This window comes from Methylobacterium gossipiicola (assembly GCF_900113485.1).
GTDB lineage: Bacteria > Pseudomonadota > Alphaproteobacteria > Rhizobiales > Beijerinckiaceae > Methylobacterium > Methylobacterium gossipiicola.
Window position 1 is genome coordinate 21,650 of record NZ_FOPM01000022.1, and the last position, 19,450, is coordinate 41,099.

The window sequence follows — 19,450 nt, forward strand, 5'->3', positions numbered from 1 at the left end:
TGCCGAAAGAGTCCCGCCCGCCGGAGGACGACCCGCCATGATGAACGACCGCTACGACCCCTACGATTTCGCCAACCGCCGCCATATCGGCCCGACGACGCAGGAAATCGAGGCCATGCTCGCCGTCGTGGAGGCGCCGAGCCTGCACGGCCTCGTGGACGAGACCCTGCCGGCGAGCATCCGCCAGGCCGAGCGCCTCGATTTCGGGGTGTCGATGACGGAGCGCCGGGTGCTGGAGCACATGCGCGGCATCGCCGACAAGAACCGCCTCCTCGTCTCCCTCATCGGCCAGGGCTACCACGGCACCACGATGCCGCCGGTGATCCAGCGCAACATCTTCGAGAATCCGGCCTGGTACACGGCCTACTCGCCCTACCAGCCGGAGATCAGCCAGGGCCGCCTCGAGGCGCTCCTGAACTTCCAAACCCTGGTCTGCGACCTCACCGGCCTCGACATCGCCAACGCCTCGCTGCTCGACGAAGCGACGGCGGCGGCCGAGGCCATGGGCATGGCCGCGCGGATCGCGACGAATGGCCGGGACACCTTCTTCGTCGACGCCGGGTGCCTGCCCCAGACCATCGCGGTGCTCAAAACCCGCGCCGCGCCGCTGGGCTGGACCATCGTGGTCGGCGATCCGGCGACGGACCTCGATCCGGCAACGGTGTTCGGGGCGATCTTCCAGTATCCGGGCGTGTGCGGCGCCATCCGCGACGTATCCGACATCATCGCCCGCCTGCACGCGGCCGGTGCGGTCGCGGTGATGGCCGCCGACCCCCTGGCCCTGACGCTCCTGAAAGCCCCCGGCGAGATGGGCGCCGACATCGCGGTGGGCTCGATGCAGCGCTACGGCGTGCCCATGGGCTATGGCGGCCCGCACGCGGCCTATCTCGCGACCCGCGATGCTCACAAGCGCACCCTGCCGGGGCGCCTCGTCGGCGTCTCGGTGGATGCGCGCGGCAACCGTGCCTATCGTCTCGCCCTCCAGACCCGCGAGCAGCATATCCGGCGCGAGAAGGCGACCTCGAACATCTGCACCGCCCAGGTGCTGCTCGCCGTCATCGCCGGCATGTACGCGGTGTTCCACGGACCGCGCGGCCTCAAGGCCATCGCGTCCCGCGTCCACCGCGACGCCGTGCGGGTGGCGCAGGGCCTGGAAAGCCTCGGCTTCACAGTGGAATCGGCGCACTTCTTCGACACCGTCACGGTCCGGGTCGGGGCGTTCCAGGGTCTCATCCTCGGCAACGCCGTGGCCAACGGCATCAACCTGCGGAAGGTCGGGACCGACCGCATCGGCATCACCGTCGACGAGCGCACCCGGCCCGACATCGTCCAGGCCGTGTGGCGGGCTTTCGGCGGCGACCACCTCGCCTACGACGAGGCGTGGCCCGCCCCGCGCCTGCCGGAGGCAAGTCTGCGCACCTCCGACTACCTCACCCACCCGATCTTCCACATGAACCGGGCCGAGAGCGAGATGACGCGCTACATGCGCCGCCTCGCCGACCGGGATCTGGCGCTCGACCGGGCGATGATTCCGCTGGGCTCCTGCACCATGAAGCTCAACGCCACCGCCGAGATGCTGCCGATCTCCTGGCCGGAATTTTCCGAAATTCATCCCTTCGTGCCGGCCGATCAGGCTGCGGGCTACCACGAACTCCTGCGCGACTTTTCGCAAAAGCTCTGCGCCGTCACCGGCTACGACGCGATCTCGATGCAGCCGAATTCCGGCGCCCAGGGTGAATATGCGGGGCTCCTCGCCATCCGCGCCTATCACCTGTCGCGCGGCGACGGGCACCGCACCGTCTGCCTCATCCCGTCCTCGGCCCATGGCACCAACCCGGCTTCGGCGCAGATGTGCGGCATGAGCGTCGTGGTGGTGGGGGCGGATGCCAACGGCAACGTCGACGTCGAGGATTTCCGCAGGAAGGCCGAACTGCACTCGGAGAAGCTCGCCGCCTGCATGATCACCTATCCGTCGACCCACGGGGTGTTCGAGGCACGGGTGCGCGAACTCTGCGCCATCGTGCATTTCCACGGGGGGCAGGTCTATCTCGACGGGGCCAACCTCAACGCCATGGTGGGCCTCGCCCGCCCCGGCGACATCGGCGCCGATGTCAGCCACCTCAACCTGCACAAAACCTTCTGCATTCCCCATGGCGGCGGCGGCCCCGGCATGGGCCCCATCGGCGTGAAGGCGCACCTCATCCCGTTCCTACCGGGCCACCCCGAGACCGGCGGGGAGGGCGCGGTCTCGGCTGCCCCCTACGGCTCGGCCTCGATCCTGCCGATCTCCTGGAGCTACTGCCTGCTCATGGGCGGGCGCGGCCTGACCCAGGCGACGCGCATCGCCATCCTCAACGCCAACTACATCGCGGCCCGGCTCAAAGGCGCTTATCCGGTGCTGTATTCCGGCGCGCACGGCCGGGTGGCGCACGAATGCATCATCGACCTGCGCCCGTTCCAGAAGAGCGCCGGGATCACCGTCGAGGAGGTCGCCAAGCGCCTCATCGATTGCGGCTTCCACCCGCCGACCATGAGTTGGCCCGTGGCCGGCACCCTGATGATCGAACCCACGGAATCCGAGACCAAGGGCGAGATCGACCGGTTCTGCGACGCCATGCTGGCGATCCGCGAGGAGATCCGCGCCGTGGAGGAGGGCCGGATGGACCGGGCCGACAATCCCCTGAAACACGCCCCCCACACGGTGCAGGATCTCTTAGGGGCCTGGGACCGGCCCTATTCCCGCGAGGCCGCTTGCTTCCCGGCCGGCAGCCTCGGGATGGACAAGTACTGGCCCCCGATCAACCGCGTCGACAACGCCTATGGCGACCGCAACCTCGTGTGCTCGTGCCCGCCCTTGGACGCCTACAACGAGGCGGCGGAGTAGGGGCCCCGGCAGCCCCCGTCATCCGGACGGGGGCTGCCGCGTTTGCCGGGATTTGCAAAATAACGCAGCGCACCATCGAATTTGTACAATACTGCATAAAATGCACGTCTTAAGGACTTGGCGGTATCCTCCATGCATCGAGAGCATGTCTGGCATTTGATATTTGGTATGCCAGATGAGCGTTTTGGCTGTCATGAATGCTGCAACGCAAACGCCTTTCGGGACCTCGACATGACCGCTTTCCTCATCGTCTCCGTTGCCGCCGCCGCCGCCGTCAACGTCTCCCTCGTTGCCTTCGTGGCCGACCGCCTGACCCCGAAGACCGGCACGCCCGCCGACACGACTGGCCGATCCGTGATCGTCAACGACAACCTCGTGGGCGCGGCATCCCTGAAGCACGCCGCCTGATCTTCGTCGGCCTGCTTTGGCCGACGCGGCCCCGCCCATCCGGGCGGGGCTTTTCGCGTCTGCGCCGTCCCCTTGCCGACGCCGAGGGGAGGGCAAGGGAGCGGCCCCCAAGCGGCCGCCCCCCGGATTCCTCAGGCAGTCCGGATGGGCTGAACCGTCATGAGCGGAGCATCGGGCGCGTCTTGCGTGAGATAGCGCGTCCGCATGGGCTTGAGGACGAACATGGCGAGGAACGCCGCCATCACGTTCAGGCAAATGATGATGGTGAACACCGCCGACCAGCCATAGGCCGCCGAGATCACGCTCGCCACCGGCACGAGGAACGAGGCCGTGCCCTTGGCGGTGTAGAGGAGCCCCGCATTGGTGGTCGCGTATTTCGATCCGAAGGTGTCGCCGCAGGTCGCGGGGAACAGCGAGTAGATTTCCCCGAACACCCCGAAATACATCGCCGTGGCGAACACGAAGACGAGCGGGTGCTTGCCGAACATGAGCAGCAAGATGATCGCCAGGGCGGCGATGCAGAAGGCGAGGAACATCGTGTTCTCGCGGCCGATGTTGTCGGACACGTAGCCGAAGAAGGGTCGGCCGAAACCGTCGAAGATCCGGTCGAGGGAGATCGCCATGGTGAGGGCCGCCATCTGGAGGCCGAAGAGGCTGACGGGGACGTCCGCGACCTTGAAGTCATGGGCGATGGGCGCGATCTGCGCCGCCGCCATGAGGCCGCCCGCCGCTACCATCACGAACATCGCGTACATCACCCAGAAGACCGGGGTGCGGACGGCCTCGCGGGGGCTGCGGTCGATCTTGGTCTGAGGCAGACGCAGGTTCTTGCGCCGCGCCGGCATCGTCACCGAGGGCTTGCGCAGGAAGAAGGAGAGTAGGACCACGATGGCACCCTGGCCGAGGCCAAAGTACAGGAACGCCGTCTCGTATCCGCTGGCCGCGATGGTCATGGCGATCGGCACCACGGTCACGGCGGCGCCGGCGCCGAAGCCCGCCGCGGTCGCGCCGGCCGCGAGGCCGCGCTGATGCGGGAACCACTTGAGGGCGTTGCCGACGCAGGTGCCGTACACCGATCCCGCGCCGATGCCGCCGATCACGGCCGCGAGGTAGAGGAGGGGCAGGGAGGCGGCGTGGGCGTTCAAGACCCAGGCCAGGGCGATCATGACACCGCCGAAGCAGACGACGATGCGCGGACCGTAGCGGTCGACGAACCAGGCTTCGATGGGAACGAGCCACGTCTCGGTGGCGACGAAGACCGTGAAGGCGAACTGGATGGCCGTTCGCCCCCAGTGATGCTTCGCGTCGATGGGATCGACGAAGAGCGTCCAACCATATTGCAGGTTGGCGATCATCGCCATGCACAGCACGCCGAAGGCGAGCTGCCGCCATTTGGCGGCGGAAGAGTCCTGACGTTCCATCCCTGATTCCTTATCCGGCGCTATCCCAGCCTTGCACCTCAAAGGAGCAAAAAAATTCCAGGTATGCAATATACCAGGGATTAAAAAGCGCACCTCCATCGTGAGGGCATGCGCCTTGGTTTCATGATGCGCGGTGATGGGACGATGGTGCGGCGCCGCTCCCCGCAGCATGGGGGTCGTCCGCCATGTGGGACCGGCGACCCAACCATGTCGACGCGCCTGCCCGAAGGGCCTCAGGGAACAAGAAACTCTTCATAGGCCACTGCTTACGGTCACCGCCCAGAACTCGTGAGTGACACTGACGCGATGCGATCCATGACCAGCAGGCGGAACCGGGATCGCTCCGCAACGCCCGAACAGAAGCGGGAGACCGACACTGCGGCGGCCCGGCGGATCGCGACCCTCGAGCAGATCGTCGGGGACCTGCAAGACCGCCTACGCGAGAGCGAAGATCATTCCCGAAACGTGCGCGACCTGAGCCATCAGGTGCTGTGGACGGCCGATCCCGACGGCGACATCCTCGAAATCTCGCCCCTCTGGGTCACGCGGACGGGCCTGAACGTCGAAGGGAGTCTCGGCGCCGGCTGGATCGCCGCCCTGCATCCCGACGACGTCGCGCCGACCTTGGTCGAGTGGGAGCGCGGACGCACGACCTGCACGTCCTGCGATATCGAGTACCGCCTGAAGACCCACGATGGATCGTTCCGCTGGTTCCGGGCCCGGGCCGCTCCGCGCCTCGCCGCCGATGGCTCCATCGTTCGCTGGTACGGCATGACGGAGGACATCCACGATCGCAAGATGGCCGAAGAAGCCCTCAAGCACAGCGAGGCCTCCACCAGAAGCCTGCTCGAATGCACCACGGACTTCGTCATCGTCGTCGATCACGATTGGCGCATCGCTTATATGAACAAGAGCGCCGCCAGCTATATTCGCCTCTTCATCGACGTGAATGTCGGTGACGGCTTCTGGGATGTCTTTCCGAATTACCGCGACACCGAATTCGAGCATCACTATCGGCAGGCGATCGCCTCGGGCGAGCCCGTGCGTTTCGAGGCGGTAGCACCCGGCACCAAGGTCTGGGTCGATATCAACGCCTGTCCGTCCAGCACCGGCCTGGCGCTCTTCTTCCGCGACATCACCGAAGCCAAGCGCGCCCGCGAAGACCTCGTGCGCCTCGCGCATGAGGATGCGCTGACGGGGCTCGCCAACCGGACACGGTTCAACCAGACCCTGGAAGAGGCGTTCGCCCCGGGCGCGGAGGGGAACAGCAGCGTGATCCTCCTCGATCTCGATCTCTTCAAGGAGGTGAACGACACCCTCGGCCATCCCGTCGGCGACGCGCTGCTGCGCAGCGTGGCGCTTCGCCTTCGATCGGCCGTCGGCGAAGGCGACCTCGTGGCCCGGCTCGGCGGCGACGAATTCGCCGTGATCCATCGTGAGGCTTCGGGGCCGAGCGCGGGCGCCCTGGCCGAACGCCTCATGGCCGGCTTCTCCGATTCGTTCCTCGTCGACGGGGTCGCGATCAAGCTCGCGGCGAGCATCGGAATCGCGTCGCCCGCGCAGGCGCCCAGTTCGGCCGAGGCCCTGTTCAAGGCTGCGGACATCGCCCTGTACCGCGCCAAGGAGGACGGGCGGGGAACGATCCGTGCGTTCGACCGGCCCATGGCCGAACGGGTGCAGGCGCGTAAGTCCATGAAGCTCGATCTGGAGGCGGCGCTGGCGCGGAACGAGTTGCGGCTCGTCTTTCAGCCGCTCCTGGATCTGGGTTCGGACCGGATCGTCGGAGCCGAGGCGCTGCTGCGCTGGCGTCATCCGGTGCGGGGCGAGGTCTCGCCGGCCGAGTTCATTCCCCTGGCGGAGGATACGGGCCTGATCGTTCCCATCGGGGAGTGGGTGCTGTCCGAGGCTTGCCGCCACGCCGCCTCGTGGCCCGTCGATCTCACGGTCGCCGTCAATCTCTCGCCCGCCCAGATCCGGGACGAGATCCTGCCCCTGCGGGTGCTGGCCGCCGCGCTGAAGGCGGGCGTCTCGCCGTCCCGGTTGGAGATCGAGATCACCGAATCCGTGCTCCTGCACGACAGCGACCGAAACCTCGCGATCCTGCATGCCCTGCGCACCGCGGGGGTGCGCATCGCCCTCGACGATTTCGGCACCGGCTACTCGTCCCTGTCGTACCTGCGCCGCTTTCCGTTCGACAAGCTGAAGCTCGACCGCTGCTTCGTCGGAGATATCGGCGTGTCACGGCCATCCGAGGCCATCATCCGGGCGGCGGGGGAAATGGGTCGGGCACTGGCGATGACCACGACCGCCGAGGGTGTCGAGACGGCGGAACAGCTCGCCTGGCTTCGCGCCAACGGTTGGTCGCAGGCCCAGGGCTACCACATCGGCCGCCCCCTGGAGGCGCCTGCGGTCGGCGCCCTGTTTCGGAATCTCGACGCGACCGGCGCCAGGAGGGCGGCCTTGCGCCACCCGACGATGCGCCGATCGGCATAAGGGCAGCCCAACCCTCGGGACCACCGCGAAGAGCCATGTCGGACACCCGCTACACGATCCTGCCGAGCCCCATCGGCCCGCTGCTCCTCGCGGGCATGAACGAGCGGCTGGCCTGCATCGGCTTTCCCGCGGGCAAAGGCGCGGTGGCGCCGAAACCCGACTGGCTCCGGGACGATGCCGTCTTCGCCGAGGCGCGGGCGCAGCTCGGCGCCTACTTCGCCGGGCGCCTCACCCGGTTCGACCTCGATCTCGATCCGCGCGGCACGCCGTTCCAACGCGCGGTCTGGGACGAACTGACCCGCATCCCGCCGGGCCGGACGATCTCCTACGGCGCACTCGCCCGACGCATCGGTCGACCGAGCGCCAGCCGCGCCGTCGGGGCGGCCAACGGCGCCAATCCGCTCCCCATCGTCGTGCCCTGCCACCGGGTGATCGGCACCAACGGCACCCTGACGGGCTTCGCCGGCGGCCTCGAGACCAAACGGTTCCTGCTCGCCCTCGAAGGTGGGCCGGAGGCACCGGCGGACCAGTTCGACCTGCTGTGATGGCCCCTATTTCGGCAGGGCGTAGATATTCACGTCGAGCTTCTCGTCGGCCTTGTCGTTGAGGTCCGTGACGTATTCCTCGATGAATCGGTCCTGCACCACCACGTCCTTGGCGTCGAGATAGGCGGTCAGGGTCTCGTAGGTGCCGTCGATCTCGTCGTAGGACCCCCGATGCGGGAACCGCAGGGCCTTGCCGCTCGGGGTGGTGCCGAAGTGCACGCCGTCGGTCTCGGCGGGCTTCGGATCGGGCATCGCCGCGATGGGGATCATCGCGTCGAACTGAAAACCGTCGTCGTCGGTCTTGGCGAAGACCGCGATGGGCCGGCCCACCGGGGTGATGCCGGCCTTGGCCAGATCCGCTTCGATGCGCTGGAATGCCGCCTTCAGGCTCGGCACGGCGTCCTCCCATTTCGCCCGGCCGGCGAGGATGGCGGCGGGCTTGGCCGGCAGGGACACGGCATCGACGTCGTTGGCGTCGCCGGGGGTCTCCACCAGGGTTTTTCGCGGGGCGGACGGCGCGACGGAGGACGGGGCGGCCCCAGCCTGGGCCGGCACCGGGGCGGCGGGCGTGGTCGGATCGGCGGCGGCCGGCGCCGTTGTCGTCGGCAGGGGATTGGCCACGGCCGGTGGCACGGCCTCCTGCGCGCGGGCGAGGGGAGCGAGACCGCCCATCGCGAGGCATCCGGCGAGCAGCGTCAGGCGAAAGCGGGTCACGGCGGCGCTCCGGAGGATCGCGGCCTCCATGCGGAGGCCGGGGCAGGGGACGTCAACGTAGTGACGAAGCCCCCGTCCCGCGAGGCGGATCGCGCGCCGGCGCGCACGAACGTGATCGAGCGCGGCGCTTCTGCAACGCAGCCCCCCGGCACACCCGCGTGCGCAGCCCGGCCCTTTGACCTATATGCGGGGTCCTTCCGCCGAGACAATCGTCACGAGTACCATGAGCCCACTCGCCCACCGACGCTTCCTGAAGATGCACGGCGCCGGCAACGCCATCGTGGTGCTGGACCTGCGCGGGACCGACATCCGGGTCTCGGCCCCAGAGGCTCGCGCCATCGCGACTCACCCGGCCTCCGCCTTCGACCAGCTCATGGTGATCCACGATCCCCGCACCCCCGGCACGGACGCGGCGCTGCGCATCTACAACACCGACGGTTCGGAGGCCGGGGCCTGCGGCAACGGCACGCGCTGCGTCGCCTATGCCATGTTCGACGACCCCGCCATGGCGCGGCCCGCCGAGAGCGGCCGCCTCACCCTCGAGACGCGGGGCGGCCTCGTCGGCGTCAAGCGCATGGCCGAACGCTCCTTCACCGTCGACATGGGCCGGCCGAAGCTCGCCTGGGATGAGATCCCCCTGGCCGAGCCGTTCCAGGACACGCGGCGCATCGAACTCCAGATCGGCCCCATCGACGCCCCGGTCCTGCACTCGCCCGCCGTGGTGAACATGGGCAACCCGCACGCGATCTTCTTCGTCGAGGGCGATCCCGAGACCTACGACCTCGCCCGCATCGGCCCGCTCCTCGAGAACCATCCGATCTTTCCCGACCGGGCCAACATCTCCCTGGCTCAGGTGACGGGACCGGACACCCTCACGCTCCGGGTGTGGGAGCGGGGTGCGGGCCTGACGCTCGCCTGCGGCACCGCCGCCTGCGCCACCGTGGTGGCGGCCTCGCGTCTGCGCCTCATCGGCCGGGCCGCCACCGTGAGACTGCCGGGCGGCGACCTCGTCATCGAGTGGCGCGCCGACGACCACGTGCTCATGACCGGCCCCGTGGCGCTGGAATGGGACGGGACCTTCGACCCCGCCCTCTTCGCCGGGACCGCTTGATGATGGTGGAGACCCTCACCTTCGGCTGCCGCCTCAACACCGTCGAGGCCGACGTGATGCGCGCCCACGCGGAGCCGCATGCGGAGGGCGACCTCGTCATCGTCAACACCTGCGCGGTGACTGAGGAAGCCGGGCGCCAGGCCCGCAAGGCGATCCGCAAACTCGCCCGCGCGCGACCGGAGGCGCGCATCGTCGTCACCGGCTGCGGCGCCCAGGTCGAGACCGATCTCTATGCCGCCATGCCGGAGGTCGCCCGTCTCGTCGGCAACGACGCCAAAGCCCACGCGGAAACCTGGCGTTCCGTCGCCCCCGAGCGCGTGGTCGTGGACGACATCATGGCCGTGCGGACGGCCGCGCCCACCCGCCTCACCGCACTGACGAGGCATACCCGCGCCTTCGTGCCGGTGCAGAACGGCTGCGACCACCGCTGCACCTTCTGCGTCATCCCGTTCGGACGCGGCAACTCGCGCTCCGTCATGCTGGCAAATGTGGTCGATCAGGTCCGCCGCCTCGTCGACCATGGCGGCCGCGAGGTGGTGCTGACCGGCATCGACCTCACGGCCTACGGCCGCGATTTCTTGGACGCGCCATCGAGCCTCGGGCGGCTGGTGCAGGCGATCCTCTTGGCCGTGCCGGACCTCGCCCGCCTGCGCCTGTCCTCCATCGATTCCGTCGAGGCCGACGCCGCCCTCATGGACGCCCTGGCGAGCGAGGCCCGGCTGATGCCGCATCTCCACCTCTCCCTCCAGGCGGGTGACGACCTCGTCCTCAAACGAATGAAGCGCCGCCACGGCCGCGACGACGCGATCCGGTTCTGCGCGGAGGTGCGCCGCCTGCGGCCCGACATCGTGTTCGGCGCCGATCTCATCGCGGGGTTTCCGACGGAGACCGAGGCGCAGTTCACCCGCTCCCTCGACCTCGTGGCCGAATGCGGCCTCACCCACCTGCATGTCTTCCCGTACTCGGCCCGCCCCGACACCCCGGCGGCGCGGATGCCCCCCGTGCCGGGCAACGTGATCCGGGCGCGGGCCGCGCGGCTGCGGGAGGCGGGGGCGGCGGCCCTCGCGGCCCATCTCGCGGGCCAAGTCGGGCACACCCACCGGGTGCTGACCGAGCGCGGCGGCATCGGCCGCACGGAGGCGTTCACGCCCGTGCGCCTGGCGAACGAAGTTCCGGCCGGCGAATTCCGGGACGTGACCATTGCCGGCCACGACGGCACCGCCCTGATCGCAGCCTAAAAATCCGGGTTCGAAGGGCAAGTCCTTCGCGGGTCCAGGGCAGAGCCCTGGGGCCTTTATCGGGCGCTGCCCGACACCCGCCGAAGGGATGATCCCTTCGGAATCCCGGAATTAGTCTTGCTGATGCGAAGCGACCGCCTCGTAGCCACATCCGTCCAAGGCCGCCCGCATATGCGCCGGGGCCGGAGCCTCGACGAGGATGGGCGGCTTCTTCGGATAGAGCGGCAGGCTGAGGGCACGGGCGTGGAGGTGCAGGCTTGGCCCCCCGTCGCGCTGGCCCGAGCCGTAGATCGGGTCCCCCAGGATCGGAAAGCCCGAGGCGGCGCAGTGGACCCGCAACTGGTGGGTGCGGCCGGTGACGGGGGTGAGCGCCAGCCAGGCGAGGCCGCCGCCGCGCCCAAGGACGCGCCAATGGGTGAGGGACGGATCACCCGCGGGGTCGGCCTTCATCCACCACGAGCGGGGATCGTCGGAGCGGCGGGCGAGGGGCAGATCGATGCTGCCGCTGTCGCCCTCGGGACCGCCCTCCACCAAGGCCCAGTAGGTCTTGCCGACGCTGCCGCTCGCGGCGAACAGCTTGTTCAGCCGGGCGAGCGCTTTGGCGTGGCGGCCGAGGGCGAGGCAGCCCGAGGTGTCGCGGTCGAGGCGGTGGGCCGCCTCGGGGCGCCGGGGCAGACCGAAGCGCAGGGCGTCGAGATGGTCCGTGAGGGTCTCGCCGCCCTTGGGGCCGGGATGGACCGGCAGCCCCGCCGGCTTGTCGATGACGAGGACGAGGGCATCGCGGTAGAGGAGGCGCGGTCCGGGAGCGGGGGCGTCGGGAGGAGACATATCCCTTCCGCTACCGCATGCCGCGCGAAAGGGGAAACCGGGTCCGCCCGGCCACGGCGGGTCCGCGAGAGGACCGTTCCCACATTCCGTTCGGCGGAGCGCGCCCTAGTTCTTTGATGCGCCACAGGTTTCTGCCACGAGACCGGTGACCGCCCGTGCACGACCCCTTAGAATGCGTCGACACGATGCGGATGCCGGTTGATCGCGGCGGGGCACGACCAGATTTGAGGGCTCGGAACCCCGTGCACGATCGGAGGGATCGGGCCTGAGGCTCCGGGGCCGGGGAAGCGAGCGGGAATGAGCGAAGACAAGCGGCCGGGCTGGTTGCTGCGGCGGATATTCGGCAAGAAGGAAGAGGCGTGGCCGCCGGAGCCGGTCCCGGTTCAGCCGCCCGATCCGAAACCCGTTCCCGTGCCGGCCCCCGAGCCTGAACCGGCCCCCCCGCCGGAAGCAGAGTCCCTGGTCTCGCCGGCCTCCGCCTCCGAGGGCCAGCCGGATTTCGCCACGGCGGCCGACGACGTTTCCCACATTCCCTTACCCGTCAGCGAACCCGCCGCCGCCGATCCCGACCGCAACGCCGTCCCCGACGAGATCGAGGGCGCCGACCTCCAGCCCATCGCGGGCGCCGAAGAGCGTCCGCCGGCCGGCACGGCGGGCGACGATCCGCAGCGGGGCGCGGAGCCGGCCGCCACCACGACGCAGGCCTTCGCGCCCCTGGACGCGCCCGAGCCGGAGCCGGCTTCGGAAGCGACCCAGATCTTCATGCCGGAACCCGAGGCCGAGCCCGAGGGCGAGAAGCGCGGCTGGTGGAGCCGCCTCACGGGGGGCATGAAGCGCACCTCCTCGGCGCTGACGGAGCGGGTCACCGGCCTGTTCACCAAGCGCAAGCTCGACGCCGATACCCTGGAGGAACTGGAAGACGCCCTGATCCAGGCCGATTTCGGTGTCGAGACCGCGATGCGAATCTCGGAGGCCGTGGGCAAGGGCCGTTACGAGAAGGGTCTCTCCCCCGAGGCCGTACGCGAGATCCTGGCGGCGGAGGTGGAGCGGGCGCTGGCCCCCGTGGCGATCCCGTTCCGCATCGACGCCACGAAGAAGCCGTTCGTCATCCTGATGATCGGCGTCAACGGCGCCGGCAAGACCACCACCATCGGCAAGCTCGCCCTGAAGCTCAAGGCCGAGGGGCACTCCCTGATGCTGGCGGCCGGCGACACCTTCCGGGCGGCGGCCATTGAGCAGCTCAAGGTCTGGGGCCAGCGCACGGGCACGCCGGTCATCGCCCGCGCGCAAGGGGCCGACGCGGCCGGTCTCGCCTTCGACGCCTACGAGGCGGCCCGCAAAGCCGGCACCGACGTGCTGCTCATCGACACGGCCGGGCGGCTCCAGAACAAGGCCGGGCTCATGGCCGAACTGGAAAAGATCCTGCGGGTGATCCGCAAGATCGACGCCGAGGCCCCCCATGCCGTCCTCCTCGTCCTCGACGCCACCGTCGGCCAGAACGCCATCAGTCAGGTCGAGCTGTTCTCCAAGGCCGCGCAGGTCACCGGCCTCGTGATGACGAAGCTCGACGGCACGGCGCGGGGCGGCATTCTGGTGGCGCTCGCCGCCAAGTTCGGCCTGCCGGTGCACTTCATCGGCGTCGGCGAGGGTGTCGAGGATCTGGAGCCGTTCGAAGCCCGCGACTTCGCCCGCGCCATCGCGGGGCTGGACAAGGGGTAGCGCGGCCGAGGGACGCGTCCCCTCGAGTGTTTCTCACGAAGCTCCCGTGGCGCCGTCGGTCACAGAGCGAGAACCGTCCGGGAATCGGGAGTTTTATGAGGCACTCTAAGCCGCGACACGCCGCGCGCGGACCCTTATGACGGACACCATGCAGATCGAAGCCATTCCCCCGCACCGCCACCTGCCGCCCGCGCTCAAGCTCGTCCTCGAACTCGGGCCGCTCGTCGTCTTCTTCCTCGGCAACGCCTATGCCGAGCGGTTCGGGGTGCCCGCCGACCAAAAACTGTTCGTGGCCACGGGGGTGTTCATCGCCGCCACGGTGGTGGCGCTCGCCATCCACTTCGTCCTGGTGCGGCGCCTACCCGTCATGCCCCTGGTGTCGGGCGTGGTGGTGGTGGTGTTCGGCGGCCTGACCTTGGCCCTGCAGGACAAAACCTTCATCATGATGAAGCCCACCATCGTGAACACTCTGTTCGGCCTCGTCCTGCTCGGCGGCCTCGCCTTCGGCAAGTCCCTGCTCTCCGTGGTGCTCGACAGCGTGTTCGCCCTCACGGAGGAGGGCTGGCGCAAGCTCACCTTCCGCTGGGGCGTGTTCTTCCTCGTCCTGGCGGCCCTCAACGAGGTGGTGTGGCGCACCCAGACGGAGGATTTCTGGGTGAACTTCAAGGTGTTCGGCATCATGCCGCTCACGGTTCTGTTCGCTCTGGCGCAGACGCCGCTCCTCATGCGCCACGAACGCAAGGACGCGGGCACCGCGTGAGCGGCACCTTACGGCCCGCGCGTCGCCTGGCCGGTCAGGCGAGCACCCGCGCGTATTCGGCCTCGGGCACACCGTAGGCGTCGCCCGCGATGGCGCGCATCTGAGCCCGGTCACGGATGCCGATGCCGCCGCGCCGGCTCCTGACGGCGCCGGAATCGTTGAGCGTGCGCAGGGCGGTGGTGATACCGGCCCGGCGCACGCCGAGCATGGACGACAGGAGTTCGTGCGTCAGCGGGAGATCCTCGCGGTCCGTGCGGTCGTGGCACATGAGCAGCCACCGGGCGAGGCGCTGCTCGATGGTGAAGCGGCCATTGCACAGGCTGCCCTGCGCCAGTTGAACGGCGAAAACCTGGGCGTACCGTAGCAGGCGATCGTGCAGGGGGCGGCATTCGGCGAGCGCGGCCCGGAACGCCGTCGCCTCGATGCACAGGGCGCGACACGGGATCTGGACGACGGTGGCGTGGGGCCAGTTCGTCAGCCCATGCAGGAGCGGAAGCCCCGTCATGCCCTCGGGGCCGATGATGCCCACCTCGGCCTGCACGCCGACGGGCGTACGGGCCATGACCGAGATCAGTCCCGGCTCGGGAAAGCAGACCTTCGCGATGGGCGTATCCGGAGCCTCGAGAACGAGGCCCTGCTCGAAGGAACAGCGCTCCAACTCCGGCTGGAGACGGGAGAACTCCTCGGGCGGCAGCATCGCCAAGAGTCGGTTGCGAACTTCATGTTGAACGATGGACGACGTCACGGCGCTGCCGATTTACAGGCACAATCAACTGACACTCGACACCTGAAACCGATTGTCATCAACGGGCGTTCCAGTGGCCATACCACTGGAAAACATAGATGTGAACATAATATCTTTGACGCATAAGTACGATATCGTACCTTTGAGATATTTGCATTGAAACCGGGATAGATATTCAAGTTCGTAAGATTTAATTGCTATTAAATACTATAAATCAACTCTAGATGCCGCTTTTCGCGTTGCGAACCGAAATTCATTCGGCCTCATCATGGGCGAAAGGTGTCTGCGCCGAGCCGTCGCGAAGCCGCGTCATGGGCAAACGGAGGCGACCGCGCCCTCCCGATCGCGACCGTCGCGCCAAGGCCCCGGACAGCGCCGTTCGATCGGTCGATCACCCCTGGAATCCCGTTGTGGAAAGCGGCCGCGCGGAACAGTTCGGCGCGAAGGGCCGGAATCGCCCTCAGCGTCCCTCGGACAACGTCCGCCGCAGCGGTTTCCGGCGAGCTCCGTTCGATTCCCCTTCGGAAGGGCGGAGGTCGGCTTCGCTCAAGCGCCGCGCGAGCTTTATGACGCGGTCGCCGCTTCGATCATTCGGAAACCTTCCGGGACCGGGGGCGTCGCGCCGCCTTTCTCAGGGCGTGGCGCTCGCCACCGTGCCGGCCGCGCGGATCTTGTCGAGCACGGCCTGATAGTTCTCCGGCGTGACGATGCCGACGAGCTTGTCGCGGATCACCCCGTCCGGCCCGACGATAAAGCTCTCGGGAACGCCGTACACCCCGAAATCGATGGCGGTGCGGCCGGTCGAATCCAGCCCCACCGCCCGGAACGGCACGCCGTTGCGGGTGAGGAAGCGGCGGGCATTCTCGGGGGCATCCTTGTAGGCGACGCCGACGAGGGTCACGCCGGGCTCACGGGCGAGGCGCATGAGCTGCGGATGCTCGATCTGGCACGGCGCGCACCACGAGGCCCAGAAGTTGATGAGGGTGACCCGACCCTTGAGGTCGACGCTCGACAGGCCGGGCAGGGGCGTGCCGTCGGCGGCCGTCATGCCCGGCAGGGCCACGAGGGTGAAGGCCGGGACCGGTTTACCGATCATCACGGAGGGCACGGCGGAGGGATCGGCGCCCGAACGCAGGCGCGCGAAGAACAGGCCTGCCAGGGCCGCGAAGACGAGGAGGGGCGCGACGAGGAGGAGGGAGCGGCGCCGGGCCGGTTCGGCCGCGCTCATGCGCCCGCTCCCGCCGGGGACCGGGCCGGAACCGGACGCGCAGCCGGCGGGGGCGGGGCCGCGGAAGCCGCCTGCAGCGCCGCGAGGGCGCGGGCCTGGGCCCGCCGGTCGCGCACGGCCTGCCAGATCAGGCCCGCGATGACGAGGGCCGTGAAGGCGTAGGCGCCGAGGATGAAGCCCGCATGCGGTCCGAGGTTCATGGCTGTCACAGGCCCTGGATCGCCCCACGGGGCGCATCGGTATCGAGGCGCTCGGCCTCGCGGATCGTCAGCGTCCGCACCCGGCGGCGCAAGATCTCCGTCCGCATGGCGTCGAGGTGCAGGGTGATCCCCAGCACCGTGAAAGCGAGGATCATCTCGAGGAGGGGATAGAGCATCGATGGATCGATGGACGAGCCGCCCATGCGCATGATCGAGGCCGGCTGGTGCAGGGTCGACCACCAATTCACCGAGAATTTGATGATCGGCAGGTTCACGGCGCCCACGAGCGTGAGGATCGCGATGGCGCGCGCGGCCCGGTTCGGGTCCTCAATGGTCCGCCACAGGGCGATGATGCCGCAATAGATGAGGAACAGCACCAGCATGGAAGTCAGGCGCGCGTCCCAGACCCAGTAGGTGCCCCACATGGGCTTGCCCCAGAGGGAGCCGGTGACGAGGCAGATGAGGGTGAAGGCCGCGCCGATGGGGGCGGCGGCGCGCTGGGCGACATCCGCCAGGGGATGGCGCCAGACCAGGGTGCCGATGGCCGAGACCGCCATGGCGCCGTAGAAGAACACCCCGAGCCAGGCCGCCGGCACGTGGATGTACATGATCCGTACGGTCTCGCCCTGCTGGTAATCGGGCGGCACCGTGAACCAGGTGAGGTAGAGTCCCACCGCCAGGAGCAGTCCCGACAGCCCGGCGAGCCAGGGCATGAGGGGACCGGTCCACCGCATGAAATGGCCGGGATGGGCGAAGCGTGTCCACATGGCGCGGGATTTAGCCCGAGGTGCGGTGTCCCGGCAATGCGGGCGTTGCGCGCAAGCCCTTACGGGCTCTCGCCCCCGAACCCCGACAGGGGAGCGACGAGGCGGCAGACGAGGCCGGCGGGATCGTATTCGAGACGGACGACGCCGCCGACCGCCCCCACGAGGCCGCGCTCGATCAACCGTGACCCGAACCCTTTTCGCGCAGGCGGCGCGACCCTCGGACCGCCGGCCTCGCGCCAGGTGAGGCGCACGGTCGGCTCTCCCGCCTCGTCCACGACATCCCACACCACGGTGACGTGACCGGCCGGCACCGACAGGGCGCCGTACTTGACGGCATTGGTCGCAAGTTCGTGCAGCATCAGGGCGAGCGACAGGGCCGCCTTGGCGCCGAGTTCGATGGGCGGCCCCGAGATTCGGAAGCGGTCGGGTTGGCGGTCGTCGTGGATGGCAAGCGCGCTCGCCAGCACCGCCCCGAAATCGGCGCCCTCGACCTCGCCGGAGAGCAGGATGTCGTGGGCCTTGCCGAGGGCGATGAGGCGGGCGGCGAGCGCCTCCTTGGCGGCCTCGACGTCGGTGACGTTGCGCAGGCTCTGGGAGGCGATGGCCTGGACCACCGCGAGGGTATTCTTGAGGCGGTGGCTCAGTTCCCGGTTGAGAATGCGCTGCTGCTCGCTCGCCTCGATTCGCACGAGGCCGCCCCAGGCCCGCTCGGCGACCTCGCGGGCGAAGGCGTTCTCCTCCGGCGTCCAGTCGCGGGGAGCGATATCGAGGACGTACAGGATGCCGACGAGGCGTCCGCGGTGGAGGATCGGCACCTTGATCACCGACCGCATGCCGATCCGGGCATAACCGGCCGCGTCGTCGACGCGTTCGGGCGTCGCGGCGATGTCGGCCACCGCCAGGGTTTCGCCCCGCCGCAGGCGGGGGACACTCGCCGCGATGGTGGCCAACGTCCCGGCCTCCGGCGCGGGCACGGCGGTGGTCCAGTCCGGCGCGACGGCCGACAGGCCGCCCGTGGGATCGACGAGGGCGTAGCCGGCACGGGCCACCCCGAGGGTGCGTCCGAGGATCTCGGCCGCCGCCGTCGCCACGGCCGCGTTGGTGTCGAGGTCGCGCAGGCGGTCACTCAGGGCGATCAGGGCGTCGCGCCGCGCGTCGGCGCGCTTCTCGTTGGTGATGTCCTCGATCATCGCCGTGGCGTGGACGGCGTCGCCGAGAATCTGCGACACGAGGTTGACCCGGCCCCAGATGATGCGGCCGTCGAGGCGGCGGTAGCGCTTCTCCAGGCGCACCTGCATGGGCTCGCCCTCGGCGAGGCGCCGGTGCAGCTCGGCGCGCTCCGCGTCATCCTCGGGGGGCGTCCAGCGGGCGAGGGACTGGCCGAGGATCTCGGATTCGGGCGCCGCCCAGATCTCGCAGAGCTTGGCGTTGACCGCGAGGGCGCGGGCGGTGCGCGGATCGAACTGGACGATGCCGACATTGGCGCCCTCGAACACCGCGCGGAACTGGGCCAAGGCCCGGTTCCGCTCGGTGAGGTCGAGCATGGCGCCGATCATCCGCGCGGGAGAACCGGTGGCGTCGCGGACCATGTAGCCGCGGTCGAGCACCTCGGCGTAGGTGCCGTCGGCGCACCGGAAGCGGTATTCGTGGACCCAATCGTCGGCCCCGTCGGCGATGGCCGCCCGGATGTCGGCCTCGACGCGCGCCCGGTCGCCCGGATGGATCTGCGCCAGCCACCATGCCCCGTTCGGCCCGACGCGGTCGGGCGTCCAACCGTAGGCGGCGGCGAGGGCCTCGTTCCACAGGACGGTGTCGGCGATGAGATCCCAGTCCCAGATGGCGTCGTTGGTGGCACGGATGACGAGGCGGTAGCGCTCCTCCGTGGCCCGCAGGGCGATCTCGGCCTGCTTGGCCTGGGTGATGTCCCGGACGGTGCCGACCATCCGATGCGCGCGACCGCCGCTGACCATGAGCTGACCCCGCGCCGCGAGCCAGCGCACCGCCCCCCCTTCCGCCGGAACGACGCGGTACTCGCACGCAAACAGGCCGGTCCCGGCCGGGTCGAGGGCTGCCTGCAGGGCGGCATCGACCCACGCCCGATCCTCGGGATGCAGCCCCGAGAGGAAAGTCTCGGCGTAGGTCACCGGCCCCTCGGCCGGCACGCCGAACAGGGCACGCGTGCGGGCATCCCAGCGCAGGACCGTGGTGGTGAGATCGTAGTCGAAGATGCCGATGCCCGTGGCCTCGACGGCCAGCCGCAGCAGGGCAGCGCTCTCACGCGGATCCGTGACGTCGGGCTGCATCCCGTCTGGGGCAGGCGCCACGGCCAGCTCGACCGGGGGACCGGCCGCGCGTCCGGATGGCGCGGGATGGGCGGGATTCGTCATCG

16 protein-coding genes are annotated in these 19,450 nt (G+C 69.2%); 8 read left to right on the forward strand and 8 right to left on the reverse strand.

Annotation, left to right across the window (positions count from 1 at the left end):
- The first annotated feature begins 37 nt into the window (after positions 1-37).
- Positions 38-2,884, forward strand: a complete 2,847-nt coding sequence (gene gcvP / locus BM249_RS16730; protein ID WP_091974153.1) for an aminomethyl-transferring glycine dehydrogenase — start codon at positions 38-40, stop codon at positions 2,882-2,884.
- A 231-nt stretch (positions 2,885-3,115) separates the two neighbouring features.
- Positions 3,116-3,292, forward strand: a complete 177-nt coding sequence (locus BM249_RS21765; protein ID WP_177232440.1) for a hypothetical protein — start codon at positions 3,116-3,118, stop codon at positions 3,290-3,292.
- A gap of 131 nt (positions 3,293-3,423) precedes the next feature.
- Here BM249_RS21765 and oxlT read toward each other — a convergent pair whose 3' ends face one another.
- Positions 3,424-4,713 (reverse strand): oxalate/formate MFS antiporter, encoded by a 1,290-nt coding sequence (gene oxlT, locus BM249_RS16735; RefSeq protein ID WP_091974154.1) that lies wholly within the window; start codon positions 4,711-4,713, stop codon positions 3,424-3,426.
- Positions 4,714-5,028: 315 nt separating this feature from the next.
- Between oxlT and BM249_RS16740 the strand changes: the two genes are divergently transcribed.
- Both BM249_RS16740 and BM249_RS16745 read left to right on the forward strand, forming a co-directional pair.
- A complete protein-coding gene (locus tag BM249_RS16740) occupies positions 5,029-7,206 on the forward strand; it encodes a putative bifunctional diguanylate cyclase/phosphodiesterase (protein WP_177232441.1) in 2,178 nt (725 codons plus the stop codon).
- Positions 7,207-7,241: 35 nt separating this feature from the next.
- Complete coding sequence (locus BM249_RS16745) at positions 7,242-7,751, forward strand: methylated-DNA--[protein]-cysteine S-methyltransferase (protein ID WP_091974156.1); 510 nt, start codon at positions 7,242-7,244, stop codon at positions 7,749-7,751.
- Between the two features lie 6 nt (positions 7,752-7,757).
- Here the strand turns inward: BM249_RS16745 and BM249_RS16750 are convergent, their stop codons facing one another.
- Positions 7,758-8,465, reverse strand: a complete 708-nt coding sequence (locus tag BM249_RS16750) for a GyrI-like domain-containing protein (protein ID WP_425284843.1) — start codon at positions 8,463-8,465, stop codon at positions 7,758-7,760.
- A 223-nt stretch (positions 8,466-8,688) separates the two neighbouring features.
- On the opposite strand from BM249_RS16750, the gene dapF reads away from it, so the two are divergent.
- Both dapF and mtaB read left to right on the forward strand, forming a co-directional pair.
- The gene (dapF, locus tag BM249_RS16755; RefSeq protein WP_091974158.1) at positions 8,689-9,576 is read left to right on the forward strand and encodes a diaminopimelate epimerase; all 888 of its coding nucleotides are present in this window, start codon (positions 8,689-8,691) and stop codon (positions 9,574-9,576) included.
- The gene (mtaB, locus tag BM249_RS16760) at positions 9,576-10,814 is read left to right on the forward strand and encodes a tRNA (N(6)-L-threonylcarbamoyladenosine(37)-C(2))-methylthiotransferase MtaB (RefSeq protein ID WP_091974159.1); all 1,239 of its coding nucleotides are present in this window, start codon (positions 9,576-9,578) and stop codon (positions 10,812-10,814) included. Before dapF ends, mtaB begins: the two co-directional genes overlap by 1 nt.
- A 111-nt stretch (positions 10,815-10,925) precedes the next feature.
- On the opposite strand, the gene BM249_RS16765 is transcribed toward mtaB, so the two are convergent.
- Positions 10,926-11,642: an RluA family pseudouridine synthase gene (locus tag BM249_RS16765; RefSeq protein WP_091974161.1), complete on the reverse strand. Its 717-nt coding sequence runs from the start codon at positions 11,640-11,642 to the stop codon at positions 10,926-10,928.
- Between the two features lie 297 nt (positions 11,643-11,939).
- On the opposite strand from BM249_RS16765, the gene ftsY reads away from it, so the two are divergent.
- Together ftsY and BM249_RS16775 are read left to right on the forward strand one after the other, a co-directional pair.
- Complete coding sequence (ftsY, locus tag BM249_RS16770) at positions 11,940-13,361, forward strand: signal recognition particle-docking protein FtsY (protein ID WP_091974163.1); 1,422 nt, start codon at positions 11,940-11,942, stop codon at positions 13,359-13,361.
- Between the two features lie 148 nt (positions 13,362-13,509).
- Positions 13,510-14,121, forward strand: a complete 612-nt coding sequence (locus BM249_RS16775) for a septation protein A (RefSeq protein WP_091974216.1) — start codon at positions 13,510-13,512, stop codon at positions 14,119-14,121.
- Between the two features lie 34 nt (positions 14,122-14,155).
- Here the strand turns inward: BM249_RS16775 and BM249_RS16780 are convergent, their stop codons facing one another.
- The 5 genes from BM249_RS16780 to BM249_RS16800 form a co-directional block, all read right to left on the reverse strand.
- On the reverse strand, positions 14,156-14,818 hold the full coding sequence (locus BM249_RS16780; protein ID WP_091974165.1) for a Crp/Fnr family transcriptional regulator: 663 nt from the start codon (positions 14,816-14,818) through the stop codon (positions 14,156-14,158).
- A gap of 679 nt (positions 14,819-15,497) precedes the next feature.
- A complete protein-coding gene (locus tag BM249_RS16785) occupies positions 15,498-16,094 on the reverse strand; it encodes a DsbE family thiol:disulfide interchange protein (protein WP_091974167.1) in 597 nt (198 codons plus the stop codon).
- Positions 16,091-16,294, reverse strand: coding sequence for a heme exporter protein CcmD (gene ccmD, locus BM249_RS16790; protein ID WP_091974169.1), 204 nt, complete (start codon positions 16,292-16,294; stop codon positions 16,091-16,093). Before ccmD ends, BM249_RS16785 begins: the two co-directional genes overlap by 4 nt.
- 5 nt (positions 16,295-16,299) lie before the next feature.
- On the reverse strand, positions 16,300-17,061 hold the full coding sequence (locus BM249_RS16795) for a heme ABC transporter permease (RefSeq protein ID WP_091974171.1): 762 nt from the start codon (positions 17,059-17,061) through the stop codon (positions 16,300-16,302).
- A gap of 59 nt (positions 17,062-17,120) precedes the next feature.
- Complete coding sequence (locus BM249_RS16800) at positions 17,121-19,448, reverse strand: PAS domain-containing sensor histidine kinase (protein WP_091974173.1); 2,328 nt, start codon at positions 19,446-19,448, stop codon at positions 17,121-17,123.
- Positions 19,449-19,450 lie beyond the last annotated feature (2 nt).

What these genes read in the sequence shown, in the direction of transcription:
- gcvP (WP_091974153.1), top strand. Translation starts at nt 38, where the DNA reads ATGATGAACGACCGCTACGACCCCTACGATTTCGCCAACCGCCGCCAT.
- BM249_RS21765 (WP_177232440.1), top strand. Translation starts at nt 3,116, where the DNA reads ATGACCGCTTTCCTCATCGTCTCCGTTGCCGCCGCCGCCGCCGTCAAC.
- oxlT (WP_091974154.1), bottom strand. Translation starts at nt 4,713, where the DNA reads ATGGAACGTCAGGACTCTTCCGCCGCCAAATGGCGGCAGCTCGCCTTC.
- BM249_RS16740 (WP_177232441.1), top strand. Translation starts at nt 5,029, where the DNA reads ATGACCAGCAGGCGGAACCGGGATCGCTCCGCAACGCCCGAACAGAAG.
- BM249_RS16745 (WP_091974156.1), top strand. Translation starts at nt 7,242, where the DNA reads ATGTCGGACACCCGCTACACGATCCTGCCGAGCCCCATCGGCCCGCTG.
- dapF (WP_091974158.1), top strand. Translation starts at nt 8,689, where the DNA reads ATGAGCCCACTCGCCCACCGACGCTTCCTGAAGATGCACGGCGCCGGC.
- mtaB (WP_091974159.1), top strand. Translation starts at nt 9,576, where the DNA reads ATGATGGTGGAGACCCTCACCTTCGGCTGCCGCCTCAACACCGTCGAG.
- BM249_RS16765 (WP_091974161.1), bottom strand. Translation starts at nt 11,642, where the DNA reads ATGTCTCCTCCCGACGCCCCCGCTCCCGGACCGCGCCTCCTCTACCGC.
- ftsY (WP_091974163.1), top strand. Translation starts at nt 11,940, where the DNA reads ATGAGCGAAGACAAGCGGCCGGGCTGGTTGCTGCGGCGGATATTCGGC.
- BM249_RS16775 (WP_091974216.1), top strand. Translation starts at nt 13,510, where the DNA reads ATGCAGATCGAAGCCATTCCCCCGCACCGCCACCTGCCGCCCGCGCTC.
- BM249_RS16780 (WP_091974165.1), bottom strand. Translation starts at nt 14,818, where the DNA reads ATGCTGCCGCCCGAGGAGTTCTCCCGTCTCCAGCCGGAGTTGGAGCGC.
- BM249_RS16785 (WP_091974167.1), bottom strand. Translation starts at nt 16,094, where the DNA reads ATGAGCGCGGCCGAACCGGCCCGGCGCCGCTCCCTCCTCCTCGTCGCG.
- ccmD (WP_091974169.1), bottom strand. Translation starts at nt 16,294, where the DNA reads ATGAACCTCGGACCGCATGCGGGCTTCATCCTCGGCGCCTACGCCTTC.
- BM249_RS16795 (WP_091974171.1), bottom strand. Translation starts at nt 17,061, where the DNA reads ATGTGGACACGCTTCGCCCATCCCGGCCATTTCATGCGGTGGACCGGT.
- BM249_RS16800 (WP_091974173.1), bottom strand. Translation starts at nt 19,448, where the DNA reads ATGACGAATCCCGCCCATCCCGCGCCATCCGGACGCGCGGCCGGTCCC.